Annotated in this window: 12 protein-coding genes and 1 riboswitch; of the genes, 7 read left to right on the forward strand and 5 right to left on the reverse strand. The window is 58.9% G+C overall.

The annotated features are described in order from the left end of the window. The first annotated feature begins 18 nt into the window (after positions 1-18). A riboswitch (cobalamin riboswitch) is annotated at positions 19-208 on the forward strand. Between the two features lie 157 nt (positions 209-365). The 6 genes from MY069_RS03280 (at position 366) to cobD (ending at position 6,768) form a co-directional block, all read left to right on the forward strand. Continuing rightward, entirely contained in the window at positions 366-2,207 is a 1,842-nt protein-coding gene (locus tag MY069_RS03280; protein WP_482795647.1) for a TonB-dependent receptor plug domain-containing protein, read from the forward strand. Positions 2,208-2,301: 94 nt separating this feature from the next. Beyond that, positions 2,302-3,054 carry an ABC transporter substrate-binding protein gene (locus MY069_RS03285; RefSeq protein WP_482795648.1) on the forward strand — a complete coding sequence of 251 codons (753 nt, stop codon included), beginning with the start codon at positions 2,302-2,304 and terminating at the stop codon, positions 3,052-3,054. Further along, a complete protein-coding gene (locus MY069_RS03290; RefSeq protein WP_482795649.1) occupies positions 3,051-4,043 on the forward strand; it encodes a FecCD family ABC transporter permease in 993 nt (330 codons plus the stop codon). Before MY069_RS03285 ends, MY069_RS03290 begins: the two co-directional genes overlap by 4 nt. After that, positions 4,036-4,797, forward strand: coding sequence for an ABC transporter ATP-binding protein (locus MY069_RS03295; protein WP_482795650.1), 762 nt, complete (start codon positions 4,036-4,038; stop codon positions 4,795-4,797). Before MY069_RS03290 ends, MY069_RS03295 begins: the two co-directional genes overlap by 8 nt. A 28-nt stretch (positions 4,798-4,825) precedes the next feature. Continuing rightward, positions 4,826-5,773 carry an adenosylcobinamide-phosphate synthase CbiB gene (gene cbiB, locus MY069_RS03300; protein ID WP_482795651.1) on the forward strand — a complete coding sequence of 316 codons (948 nt, stop codon included), beginning with the start codon at positions 4,826-4,828 and terminating at the stop codon, positions 5,771-5,773. Further along, positions 5,770-6,768 carry a threonine-phosphate decarboxylase CobD gene (cobD, locus tag MY069_RS03305; protein ID WP_482795652.1) on the forward strand — a complete coding sequence of 333 codons (999 nt, stop codon included), beginning with the start codon at positions 5,770-5,772 and terminating at the stop codon, positions 6,766-6,768. Before cbiB ends, cobD begins: the two co-directional genes overlap by 4 nt. Here cobD and cobU read toward each other — a convergent pair. Both cobU and glpK read right to left on the reverse strand, forming a co-directional pair. Further along, the gene (gene cobU, locus MY069_RS03310; protein WP_482795653.1) at positions 6,752-7,264 is read right to left on the reverse strand and encodes a bifunctional adenosylcobinamide kinase/adenosylcobinamide-phosphate guanylyltransferase; all 513 of its coding nucleotides are present in this window, start codon (positions 7,262-7,264) and stop codon (positions 6,752-6,754) included. The genes cobD and cobU overlap by 17 nt on opposite strands. 10 nt (positions 7,265-7,274) lie before the next feature. Next, the gene (gene glpK / locus MY069_RS03315; RefSeq protein ID WP_482795654.1) at positions 7,275-8,780 is read right to left on the reverse strand and encodes a glycerol kinase GlpK; all 1,506 of its coding nucleotides are present in this window, start codon (positions 8,778-8,780) and stop codon (positions 7,275-7,277) included. Between the two features lie 180 nt (positions 8,781-8,960). Between glpK and MY069_RS03320 the strand changes: the two genes are divergently transcribed. Continuing rightward, a complete protein-coding gene (locus tag MY069_RS03320; protein ID WP_482795655.1) occupies positions 8,961-9,884 on the forward strand; it encodes a DUF2785 domain-containing protein in 924 nt (307 codons plus the stop codon). Here MY069_RS03320 and recJ read toward each other — a convergent pair. Genes recJ through glpX form a run of 3 tightly spaced genes read right to left on the reverse strand, consistent with a single transcriptional unit; the run spans position 9,881 to position 13,231 of the window. Beyond that, entirely contained in the window at positions 9,881-11,653 is a 1,773-nt protein-coding gene (recJ, locus tag MY069_RS03325) for a single-stranded-DNA-specific exonuclease RecJ (protein ID WP_482795656.1), read from the reverse strand. The two genes, MY069_RS03320 and recJ, sit on opposite strands and share 4 nt — an antisense overlap. A 34-nt stretch (positions 11,654-11,687) precedes the next feature. Further along, the gene (locus MY069_RS03330) at positions 11,688-12,293 is read right to left on the reverse strand and encodes a COG3904 family protein (protein ID WP_482796746.1); all 606 of its coding nucleotides are present in this window, start codon (positions 12,291-12,293) and stop codon (positions 11,688-11,690) included. Further along, complete coding sequence (glpX, locus tag MY069_RS03335; RefSeq protein ID WP_482795657.1) at positions 12,278-13,231, reverse strand: class II fructose-bisphosphatase; 954 nt, start codon at positions 13,229-13,231, stop codon at positions 12,278-12,280. The genes MY069_RS03330 and glpX overlap by 16 nt, the downstream gene beginning before the upstream one ends. Positions 13,232-13,269: the final 38 nt, after the last annotated feature.

Raw genomic sequence — 13,269 nt, forward strand, 5'->3', positions numbered from 1 at the left:
ACAAGTCCACACCCTTATAGCAATCAGCGCGCAGATGGTGCTGCCTTAGTCGGCGGCTAAGAGGGAAGCCGGTTTAAATCCGGCGCTGTACCCGCAACTGTCAGCCAGGAGCTGATGGCCACAATGCCACTGAGAGACTTGATCTTGGGAAGGCGGCCAAAAGCGCAGATCGGTGAGCCAGGAGACCTGCCATCGCGTCGTTCGTCCGGAGGCCGGGAAGAGTCTCAGCGGTCGGGAAGGTTTCGCACCTCTCCTTTGAAACGACAGAGTAATGGCTTGGCCGCTCGCGCAGACCAACTGTGAGGCCGATATGTCGTTTAGTGTGCGCCAGTTTTCGAGCGGCATGGCGCGGAGGGGGGTTCCCCATGTTATACAAAACCGCGCTGCTTAGCGCTGTTTCACTCTCGCTCTTATCGACCGTCTCGGCCCAAGAGACCGCAGATCAGACCGTTCTAGATACCGTCACGATTGAAGGCTCAAGGCTGGGCCAAACCGAAACCGAGATCGGCTCTTCCGTCACCATCATCACCGCTGATGAGATTGAAGAACTTGGTTTCGACTTTGCGCTTGATGCCATCGCCTCTGCCCCCGGCGTGACGATCAATTCAAATGGCGCGTTTGGCGGCTTGGCCAGCGTGCGCATCCGCGGCGCGTCGAGCGAGCAAACCTTAGTTCTGATCGACGGCGTTCAAGTCAATGACCCAACCACGCCGGGCGGCGGATTTAACTTCGCCCGGCTCGACACAGAGAATATTGAGCGCATCGAAGTGCTGAAGGGCCCGCAATCCACCCTTTGGGGAACCGACGCGATTGGCGGGGTGGTCTCGATCATTACCAAAACCCCAGAGGACGGCCTGAACGGCAGTGCCTTTGGTGAGTTCGGCTCGTTTAACACGCTGCGCGGCGGCGCTTCGATCGAGAACGGCAATGATAGCGGCGACTTCCGCCTGGCCATTGTCGGCACCAGCTCCGACGGCATTTCAAAAGCCGACGAGAATAATGGCAATCCCGAAGACGATGGATATGACGCGCTGACCTTGTCGGCCAAGGGCGGCCTAAATCTCGGAGGAGACGCCCGCCTGTCCGGTGATATTTTATGGACGGAAGCGGAGTCTGAGTTCGATGTCTTTTCGGGCCAAGCTCAAGGCAGTGTGGCGGATGGCGATCAAGTCAGCGAAACCGATGAGCTCTCGGCAAATGTTTCGCTGACCGGCTCGCTCTTTGGCGGCCGGCTCGAAAACCTCCTCTTGGTCGGATATTCCGAAATCACACGAGAGAATTTCACCAATGGCGCGTCGAGCTTCAATGCCGATGGCGATCGCATGCTCTATCGCTATCAGGGCACGCTCAAAATCAATGAACAGAACACGTTTGCTTTTGGCGCCGAGCGCGAGGACGTCACCTCAAGAGACGACGAGACGACCCTCGACGGCCTGTTCGCGCTGTATGAGTTCAAACCAAGCCGCGAGGTGACGCTGACCGGCGGCGTCCGCATCGATGATCATGAGCGGTTTGGCACGGAAACCACAGGACGCGTCGCGGCCGCTTATAACCCCACCGAAACGCTCACACTGCGCGCCAGCTGGGGACAAGGCTTTAAGGCCCCGACCATTTTCCAAACCACTTTCTTCTGTTGCGGCGCGACTGGGCCAAATGCCGATCTACAGCCCGAATCCTCCGAAGCGTTTGATGTCGGTCTTGATTGGCGTTCATCCGATGGCCGGGCCGAAGCGGGCATCACCTATTTCGATCAAGAGATCGAAAACCAAATCGACTTTTCTTTCGCGGCGGGCGGGTATTCAAACACCGAATTCGTCGAGTCGAAAGGCATCGAACTTTATGGCGCTTTCCGGCTCACCGACTGGCTCACCGTCTCGGCGGACTATGCCTATATCGACGCGCAAGACGGCGATGGCGCTGAGTTAACGCGCTTGCCAGAGCATTCAGGTGACGTGACCGTCTCGTTCGATCCGGAAGGGCCCTTCTCTGGCGCCGTCTTGGTCCGTTATAATGATGTTGAGCGCAACTCGGCGACGACGAAAGTCGACGATTGGACTCGGGTCGACCTCACCGGCAGTTACGATCTCAGTGAGACCGTGGAAGTCTTCGGCCGGATCGAGAACCTCTTCGATGAAGAATATCAGCAGATTCTCGGCTATGGCACGCCGGATCTATCGGGTTCTATCGGTATCCGTTTAAGGTACTGATAGGATGTTCAGGCTGACGGTTCTCATCTTGGTTGTAACACTTGCCGCCTGCGGCAAGCCTCGCCCGGTGAGTTCCCCTTCTCCCGAGCGCCCGATGCGAATCGTCAGCCTGGATTTTTGCGCCGATCAATATGTCCTCAAACTCGCAGATCCTGAACAGGTCCTCGCGGTGTCGCCAGACGCAGTGCGCGACTTTTCCTTTATGCGAGCGGCCGCTGCCGGTGTCCCAACTGTGCGGCCCGTCGCTGAAGATGTCTTGATTTTAAAGCCCGATCTTGTCGTCCGGTCGTATGGCGGCGGCCCAAATGCGGCGGCGTTTTTTGAGAAAGCAGGCATCCCTGTTCTGCAAGTCGGATGGGCTTCGTCCATTCATGGCGAGGATATGAACGCCATCCCAAACATTACTCGCGCCGTGGCGGATGGATTGCACCAAAGCGAACGCGGCGAAGCCTTGGTAGACGCGTACATGGATCGCCTTAATCGCCTCCAACAACGCACAAGCGGCGAGGCAACGCTATACATGACACCTGCCGGGGTCACTTCCGGCGGCGACTCCCTAATCCATCAAGCGATCCTTGCGGCTGGGCTGACAAATTTTGCCAAGAAGGCGGGTTGGCACAGCTTACCATTGGAACGCTTGGCCTATGAGCGGCCAGAACTTGTCGCCGCCGCCTATTTCGAGACGCGTACCAATCACCCCAGCAGCTGGAGCGCCTCGCGCCATCCCGTCGCTAAGCGCGAGCTCAGCGATGCCGATATGGTTGCACTCGAAGGCGCCTGGCTCGCGTGTGGGGCTTGGTACATTATGGAAGCTGTTGAAGCCTTGGCCGACGGAGCAGACCAATGACCCCGCAGCGCTGGCTCACTCCAGGTCTGTTCGGGCTCAGTGCGCTCGCGATACTCTGTGCCTGCCTGCTTGGCTCCACCCCCCTCCCCTTAGATCGCGTTCTTGCGGCGCTTTTTGGTGGCGCAGATGCCGGGGACCGGCTCGTCGTATGGTCGATCCGGCTGCCGCGCGCCTTGGCCGCCTTTCTGGTTGGCGCCACATTGGGGCTGAGCGGCGCGGCGCTCCAAGGTTTATTGCGCAACCCATTGGCAGAACCCGGCGTGCTCGGCGTGTCGGCGACAGCTTCGCTGGCGGCGACTTTCTCGCTTTATTATGGCTTGGTCGCCCTAAACCCATGGATCTTGCCCTTAGCCGCCATCCTTGGGGCGCTCGCCGCGACAACCATCTTAGTCTTCGCCGCCATCCAAACCCGGTCTGTGGTGACGCTGATCTTAATCGGGGTTGGGCTTTCAAGCTTTGCAGGCGCGGCGATGAGCTTGCTCATGAATCTCGCGCCGAACCCGTTCTCGCTGTCGGATATGATCAATTGGATGCTGGGCTCGGTCGCAAATCGCAGCTTTGACGAGATCATGCTGGCGCTCCCTTTTATGGCGCTCGGCAGCGGCATTCTGCTGGCCAGCGGGCGCGGCCTTTCCGCGCTAACATTGGGCGAGGAAGCCGCGAGCGGGGTCGGGTTAAACTTGAAGCATCAACGCATCCTCACAGTGTTTGGCGCGGGCCTCGCCACCGGTGCATCTGTGGCCTTGGCCGGCGCGATCGGCTTTGTTGGGATTGTTGCGCCGCATTTGGTGCGCCCTCTTGTCGGGCATGACCCTGCCCGCTCGCTGATCCCATCCGCGCTACTTGCAGGTCTCATCTTAGTGATCGCAGACATTTGTGTACGACTGATCCCGACCAGCAATGAGCTCAAGCTCGGGGTCGTCGCGGCCTTGATTGGCGCGCCAGTATTTATCTGGATCGCGATGCAAAGGCGGGCCACTTATGACTGAGCTTGCTGTCAATAATCTCACCATCAAAGCCAAAGAAACGGTGCTGGTGGAGCGTGCGAGTTTTCGGCTGAAGCCCGGAGAATTTGTTGCCATGCTCGGCCCAAACGGCGCCGGTAAAACCAGCCTTCTCCGCGCCAGTTTGGGCCTGGTCAAAGCCGATGGGGGCAGCGCTACACTCGACGGACAAGACACCGCCCAGCTCAACCCAATCGCGCGGGCGCGCGGTCTTGCTTACTTACCGCAAAGCCGCCCTCTCGCCTGGCCAAACAAGGTGCGAGATGTCGTGGCGCTGGGCCGATTTAGCCATGGCGCGAGCTTGGGGCGTCTCAAAGGCGAAGATGCGGAAGCCGTCGCGCGTGCGCTGACCGCCTGCGATTTAGATCACCTCGCTGATCGTAATTCCGACACGCTTTCCGGCGGCGAGCTGGCGCGCATGCATTGCGCCCGAGCCTTTGCCGCCGAAGCCCCCTTATTGATCGCGGATGAGCCGATCGCAGCGCTCGATCCGAGGCATCAATTTCGCATCCTCGATATGATTGCCGCCTATGTTGAGCGAGGCGGTGGCGCCCTGGTCGTACTGCACGACATCGCGCTGGCCAGCCGTTACGCATCTCGCCTGATTTGGATGAAAGATGGTCAGATCCTCGCCGATGGCGCACCTGCGGAAACGCTGACCGGCGACCGCCTGGAAGCCATTTATGGCGTGCGCGCGGAGATCGATGGCTTAGACGTCACCCTAAAAGGCCCCGTATGACGCCTTCGGATCAGAGATCGCCCTGTTCATGAGCGCGCCCCTGATCATGCTGTTGGCTTGGGCATTTGAGGGGGTTTTTGGTTGGCCGAACTGGCTCTACAAAAAAATCCGTCATCCTGTCGTCTGGCTTGGCGCCTTGATAACTGCCTTGGAGCGAGTGCTGAACAGGCCCAGCTGGCCGCACGCCATTCGCTACCTGGCCGGGATTTTGACATGCCTCATCTCGATTGCCGTCTTCGCGAGTGCTTTTTGGCTGATCTCAGGCACGCTTCCCGCCTCGTCTTGGGGCATTGCGGTCCAAGCGCTCCTGGCATCCAGTCTACTGGCATCGCGCAGCCTGTATGCGCATGTGGCATCGGTTTCGCGGCCGTTGCTTGCGGGCGACCTTGATAAAGCAAGAGAAGCTGTCTCGCGGATCGTCGGCCGCGACCCGAGCCAGCTCGATGAAGCTGGGATTGCGCGAGCGGCACTTGAGACCCTGGCAGAGAACACATCTGACGGCATCGTCGCGCCGCTTTTTTGGGGCGCGCTCTTAGGATTACCTGGGCTTGCCGCCTATAAAGCGATCAATACGCTCGATTCCATGATCGGACATCGCAATGACCGATACAGCGCCTTTGGCGGGTTCGCGGCCCGGCTCGACGATGTCGTCAATTTTATTCCGGCGCGACTGACAGGGCTTTTGATCGCTGCCGCAAGTTTGAAACTCGGGGCCGCGAAGACGATGTGGCGCGATGCCGGCAAGCATCGCTCCCCCAATGCCGGATGGCCCGAAGCCGCAATGGCGGGCGCCCTCGCCGTCCGCCTGTCTGGGCCGCGCATCTATGGCACGCATAAATCCGATGAGCCTTGGTTAAATGCGCCAGCCCGCGACCCGGCCAGCGCAGATTTGCAAGCAGGGCTCTTGCTTTACCGGCGGACGCTCCTACTCGGCGGCGTGTGCCTTGGCGTGATCGCATGGGGGTTTGCGGGATGAGTGACGACCTCCACCACGGTGGCGCCATAGACGCGATGCGCACGCAATTCCCCGAAGCGCCAGAACCATGGCTCGATCTCTCTACTGGCATCAATCCATGGCCTTATCCAAAGACCGATGTCCCAGCCGAAAGTCTTACCAGCCTGCCGTCTCGGTCTGCCTACCAAGCCTGCCAAACCGCGATGGCGGCCGCGATCGGTGCGCCGCCGGATACGCTCTGTCTTGCCCCCGGCAGCGAGCTTTTGATCCGTCTCTTGCCGACGCTTATTCAGCCAAAATCAGTCGCGCTCTATGCTCCATCCTATGGCGATCATGAGGCTGTTTGGCGCCAAGCAGGCGCGACGGTTATTGCGAGCGCTGACCCGCTCAGTCTCGCGGGTGAGGTGGATGCGGTCGTCGTCTGCAACCCCAACAATCCAGATGGGCGGACTTATACGCGCGAAGCGCTTGAGACAGCACTTGGGGCCCTCGCTGCGCGCAAGGGATGGTTGATCATTGATGAAGCCTTTGGCGACCTCACACCAGAATTGAGTATGGCCGCAGCAGGCGGCGCTGAGGGGCTTATCGTGTTGCGGTCTTTCGGAAAGTTCTATGGCCTGCCCGGGCTCCGCCTCGGCGCAATGATTGCCCCTACTCCCATCCGGACAGAGCTCATGACCCGGCTCGGAGCCTGGCCCGTCTCAGGACCAGCGCTCGCGATCGGCGCCCGCGCGTATCGGGATGTAGAATGGCAAGCCCAAACCCGCGCCGGACTCAAAGCAGCTTCGGAAAGATTGGAGGTGCTGCTCGAAATTGCTGGCGTCCCTTCAATAGGCGGAACCGATCTCTTCAAATTCGTGCAGCTAGAAAACGCCCACGCGGCGTGGAAGACATTGGCGCGCCAAGGGATCTATGTTCGGCGTTTTGACTATTCGGACCAGCACTTGCGGATTGGCCTTCCCGCGACCGAAGCCGCTGAGCATCGCCTGCGCGAGGCGCTCAGCCTTTTAGACTGATCGGCAAACCAGCTGCGACGAACTCAACATTTGAGCAAACCTCCGCCACATGCTGGTTCAGCCGCCCCTGCGCGTCTCGAAACGCGCGCCCAAGCGGCGTTTCTGGGACCAGTCCCAAACCAACTTCATTCGAAACGAGGATGATGGGCGTGGGTGCGGTTCTTAAGTGATCGCAAAGCCGGATCGTCTCGTGCCCCACATCGCGCCCATGGTGCATCAGGTTGGAAAGCCAGAGCGTCAAACAATCGATCACGCAAACCTCGCCCTGAGACGCAGCTGCCCCGATCGCGCCGATCAGATCCAAAGGTGCTTCGATCGTCGTCCAACCTTTGCCGCGTTCTTCTTGGTGACGGCGAATACGCTCCGACATTTCGTCATCAAGTGCTTCAGCAGTGGCGATGAACACGCGGGTCGACGCCCGCTCTTCGGCGAGGCGCAAAGCGCGCGCGCTTTTCCCAGAACGGGCGCCCCCTAATATAAGCCGAGTTTCAAACATCGCGCTTGATCTAAGCCTCTCCAGAATGGGTGAGCGTTTGCCCCAATGCTTTCCGCCATCCGTCTATGAGGTGGTCTCGATCTTCGCGCGGCATGCGCGGCTCAAACCGGCGACCGGCTGGACGGCGCTTGGCCCACGCTTCAGCGCTGGTCCACCCCAATTGTATGCCCGCCAAAGCCGCAGCACCGAGGGCGGTCATTTCCATAAAGTCCGGACGCTCCACCGGGCGCGCGCAAATATCGGCGATGAATTGCATCAGCCAATCATTCGCCGCCATGCCGCCATCGACACGCAGCAGCTCGACATCTGCGCCGTCCGCCGCAAATGCCTCTAGCAAGTCAGACGTTTGATAGGCTGCAGCCTCTAAACCGGCGCGCACAATATGATCGGCCGTAGCAGCGCGCGTGAGGCCAGCGATCGTGCCGCGGGCGGCGGCGTCCCAATGCGGTGCCCCAAGCCCAGTAAAGGCTGGCACCAAATACACCCCAGCATTGTCAGAAAGCGCAGCCGCCCGCGCCTCACTCTCGGCGGCATCGGAGATCAAGCCAAGATCATCGCGCAACCATTGTACCACGGTCCCTGCATTGAAAATCGCGCCTTCAAGCGCATAGGCTTCGCCATCATTTTCAATCGCGTAACCCAATGTGCCAAGCAATCGATTGGCGGACTTTGGAACCTCATGGCCGGTATTTGCGACTAAGAAGGCGCCGGTTCCATAGGTGATCTTTGCCGTTCCGGGCGCTAAGCAGGCCTGGCCGACGAGCGCGGCTTGCTGATCGCCAATCGCCGAGAGTATTGGGATCGGACGGCCAAACAGTTCAGGATCAGTTTCGCCAAAAATCGCGCCGCTCGGTTTCACCTCTGGCAAGAGGCTCGCCGGAACATCCAGAATGTCCATCATGGCCGGTGACCAATTTGCTTCGGGATCGAGATTGAGCGGGTAAAGCAAGGTGCGCGAAGCATTGGTGACATCGGTCGCGTGAACCCGGCCTTTCGTCAGGTTCCAGATCAGGAAAGTGTCCACTGTGCCAAACGCGAGCTTCCCGGCCGATGCCTCTGCCCGCGCACCATCGACATTATTGAGCAGCCACGAAATTTTCGTGCCGGAAAAATAAGGGTCGATGAGGAGCCCGGTTTCGGCCTGAACCTGAGCTTCTAATCCACGGTCTTTGAGGACATCGCAGATCGACGCGGTCCGGCGGTCTTGCCAGATAATCGCTGGGGCTATGGGCGCACCGGTTTCGCGGTTCCAAACCAGTGTGGTTTCGCGCTGATTAGTAATGCCAATCCCAGCGATGCGATCGGCGCCGCCAGCTGCTTCGATCGCTTGTCGGCACACTGCGAGCGTTTTGGTCCAGATCTCGGCGCCATCCTGCTCAACCCAGCCATCGGCCGGATAGGTCAGATCAACTTCTTCCTGCGCTTGCGAGACCGGCGCAAAGTTACGGTCAAAGACGATCGCCCGCGTCGAGGTCGTGCCTTCATCAATGACGAGAATAAGATCCGGCTCTGACATGTTTCCTCCAACGCATTTTCACGCTTGTTTCGCTGTAACCCGGTTAGCGCCGCCAAGACAATCATCTGCTAAAGAGCAGCGTGCAGGTGTCCGATTTAGAATAATTTTTCTGCGTTTGCGAGCCAAATGGATCAGTGCAGCGCTCTCGACGCCCGCGCTCGACGATGGAATAGTCGCCAAATGAAATCACTCTCTCTGATCGTCGCGCTTTCCATCACCTTAACGGCTTGCGCGAGCACACCTGCACCGGCGCATTCTGAAGCCCAGCTAGAGCTTTCGTCGTGTGCATTCACCGACAATGACCGCGAAGCGCTTGAAGCTATAAGAGCGAACAAGTTCGCCGACCAACAAAGCGACGCTGCTGCGGAAGAATTCGCGAGCTGCCTTGGCAGTCCGGATCCGTTTTTCCGCGACAAAATTGGCTATGAAGGTCTGATGACGGCCTTACGTTCAGGCGCCGTCTCGGAACAAGCGCGCCTGGCTTTGATTTCGGAAATGCTCCACAATTTGAATGACACTGCTGAACCGGGTTTCCTCGCGCCATTCTCGGCGCTCGCTCTGTCTGAGCTCGTTCGCACCGATCGGGTCGAAGCCTTCTTAAGCGAAGAAGAGCGCGCTGATATCGCCAATCAGTCTGCGGTCTATCTGACAAATGTCACTGATTTTCGAGCTTATTCAGACACCGAAGGCTGGCGCCACGGTGTGGCGCATGGCGCTGACATTGCGCTGCAACTTGCGCTTAATCCGAACACGGACGAAGCTTCTTTGAGAGCGTTACGAGACGCGATCGCAGCTCAAATTACAGCTCGCTCAGGCCATGCCTTCACCTATGGCGAGCCGGAACGACTTGCCCGTCCAATCTTGTTTATGGCGAGCCGAAATGCCTTCGAAGCTGAAGACTGGACAGCGTGGTTTGCAGAGCTAAGCGAACCCGCGCCACTCGCGGAATGGGGTGATGCATTCCAGTCAGAAATCGACTTGGCGCGCCTGCATAATCTGAAATCGTTCGCGCAAGTGCTCTACATAAATGCCAGCCTCAGCTCGAATGAGAATTTAAAGCCAATCGCCGACGAAGCACTGAATATGCTCAAGGCCTTGCCTTAGACTGCAGCCGCATCGATGACTTCAAATTGAGCCGTCCGCCGCCCATTCCATTCATTATCTTTCAACCGGCCAGCCAAGTGGACACGGCCGCGCTGTAACAGGGCGTCCCCCAAAGGCGTGCCGAGGCATCGCCAAACCAAAGCTTCGATCCGCGCATTGGCGGACTCAACGGTGAGTTTGAGATGGTTTTCGCCGATCGGTCGTGTGTGGGTGATCTCGACATCGGTGAGCCCAAAAATGGGTTCAGGCGCGCCTTGACCGAACGGACCGATGGATTGGATTTTGTCATAGGTTTCCGTCGTCACTTGCGTCGGCGCCAAGACCGCATCGACCACCAGCTCTTTGGCCGCTGCGCGTTCTGTTTTGAACTCCGCCATATGTTCCTGCATCCAGGCTTGCAGATTGGGCAATTGCTCTGGCTCTAGGCTGAGCCCGCCAGCCATTGCGTGACCACCACCTGAAATGATCACGCCCGCCTTCGCTGCCGCAGAGATGGCGTCGCCAATATTGACCCCTGGCACAGATCGCGCCGAGCCTTTGGCAACAGGGCCGAGACCTTGTCCCCAACCGATCACGATGCTGGGCAAATGAAACCGGTCTTTGAGTCGCCCCGCAACAATCCCGATCACACCAGGATGCCAGCCCTCTCCGGCAGCGATCAAAATGCCGGTCTCGGGGTTTGCGTCGATCTGCTTTTGCGCGTCGACTGTGGCTTGCTCCAGGATCGCGCTCTCGACCGCTTTGCGTTCGTCATTATGGGCGTGGAGGCGCTCAGCCAATGCAATCGCCTCCGCCCGATCATCGGTCGCCAGCAGCTTCGCCGCGAGCCATGGATCGCCCACACGCCCGCCCGCATTAAGCCGCGGCCCAAGCACGAAAGTGGCGTGATAAACGGTCTCAATCTTTCCAATGCCGGCAATATCGGCCAGCGCGCGCAGTCCAGGGTTTTGACCGCGCTCCAAAATCTTCAAACCTTGTTTCACAAAGGCGCGATTGGCGTCGCGTAATGGCGACATATCGCAAAGCGTGCCGAGCGCGCAAAGGTCGAGCCAATGCAAGATGTCCGGCAAGCCGCCCTCCGGCGCGATCCCGCGCTCGCGGGCAATTTTGTTGAGTGCCGCGACGAACACATAAACTACGCCCGCCGCAGCGAGGTGGCCTTGACCGCTCGTATCATCAGCGCGGTTCGGATTGACCAAAGCGGCGCAGGCTGGCGGCTCCTTGCCCATTAAATGGTGATCAATGACGATTACGGGCAGATCGATCTTTACGGCTTCCTCAAGCGCCGCGGTGGCGGCCGCCCCGCAATCGACCGTGATGACCAAATCTGCGCCCTGGTCTTTGAGGTGCCGGAACGCTTCCGGGCTCGGTCCATAACCTTCGGTCAGGCGGTCAGGAACATAAAGCCCGATCTCCCGGCCCCAGGCCCGAAAGTATCGCGCCAGAATCGCCGAACTGGTCCCGCCATCGACATCATAATCGGCGAACACGGTGACTGATTTGCCGTCGAGGATGGCGTCTAGAGTCAACTCGGCCGCTTTCATCATATCCTGAAAGCTGGCCGGGTCTGGAAACAGAGCCCGCAGCGTGGGGTTCAAGAAGGTCTCAATTTTCTCAGGATCAATCCCCCGCGGCGCCAATAAGCGTGCCAGCAAGTCATCCCCGCCCAAATGCGGCGTCAGCGCTCGCACCGCCGCTTCATCGGTTTCACGAAGCGTCCAATACCGGCCGCCATGGGATTGGGTGACATTGAGATCATGAGAGGACATGCCGTGTTCAATCACGACTCGGCATTGGCGGAAACTAGGGCTGTTCAGCCTCGCGGATTTCCGTCGCCACGTCATATTTTCGCAACTCGTCCGCCGTCATGTAATGCATGCCGTCCGCAGGCGCTGCCTCGAGCGTGAACCAGTAGAATGAGACCGGGCAGCCGACTTGGTTGAAATAGTCGATATACATGCGGTGCTCTTGATCAGACCGCGGCAGCGCACTGCCCTCGGCGCCCTCTTCATCGGCCCAGGAATGGACCCCGATCAATGCGCCTCGCTCAGCGATCCGGTTGCGGCCCGCGCAAAATAAATCGACAGCGCCCGACTCGATCCGCCCATTTTCCGGAACATATGTGTCGACACCCGCTTCATGGATCAGACGTCCAGTTTCGAGATTGATCTCATCATCAATTGAGCCATCAATATCGACCAGCACAATCGTCTTTAGACCTGGAGAAGCTTCCAAATGATCCGCGATTTCATCATAAGTCAGCGCATTGAGGGTTCCGGAAACATAGAGCCGGTCGCCCTCAACATAAGTGTCCGTGATATCGCTATTGTACTCGCCGCTGGCGCACGCAGAGAGCGCCAGCAATGAGAGGCATGCCGCGATGCGGAGCATGTTTAAGCCCGGTGCCAACTCTTGATCTTGCGGACCATGCCGTCGGCGCTGCTCATCACCAGCGTATCCGTCTCGATTTGGCCGTTCTTGCGCACCACACCATCGACAAGACCGCCTTTGGTCACGCCCGTGGCGCAGAACACGGTTTCGCCTGAAGCAAGCTCGTGCAGATCGTATTTCTTGTCATAGTCGGTGATCCCTGTGCGATCCGCGCGGCGGCGTTCATCATCATTGCGGAACACCAAGCGGCCTTGCATTTGGCCGCCGACACATTTCAGTGCGGCCGCTGCGAGCACACCTTCTGGGGCGCCGCCTGAGCCAACATATAGATCGATGCCTGTGGCGGGATTGGTCGTGTTGATGACGCCTGCAACGTCGCCATCAGAAATCAGATGCACACGGGCGCCAACGCCGCGCAGGCTTTCGATAATCTCTGCGTGACGCGGACGATCGAGCACACAAGCTGTCATGGCCGAGACGTCGACGCCTTTGGCTTTTGCCATCGCCGTAATGTTTTCCGCCGGGCTCGCATCGAGGTCGATAATGCCATCTTCATAGCCAGGACCAATCGCGATCTTGTCCATATAAGTATCAGGCGCGAAAAGCAGGCCGCCGCGTGGCGCGATGGCCAATACAGCGAGGGCATTCGACATGGCTTTCGCGGTGAGAGTTGTGCCCTCCAGCGGGTCGAGCGCGATATCGATCGCAGGACCGTTTCCGGTCCCAACTTCTTCGCCAATATAGAGCATTGGCGCTTCGTCGCGTTCGCCTTCACCAATCACAACCCGGCCTTGGAAATCCACGGCATTGAACGCCGTTCGCATCGCATCGACAGCGGCGGCGTCAGCGGCTTTCTCATCGCCGCGTCCAGCCAAGGCTTCCGCTGCAATCGCAGCTTTCTCAGTTACGCGAACCATCGCATCCGCCAGGTGCGGGATCAGAACGCTCTCACTCATTTTTTCTCTCCCCCAAGTCACTCCTGACTTGGCTTCTA

The sequence above is a fragment of the Hyphomonas sp. ske169 genome, assembly GCF_056850855.1.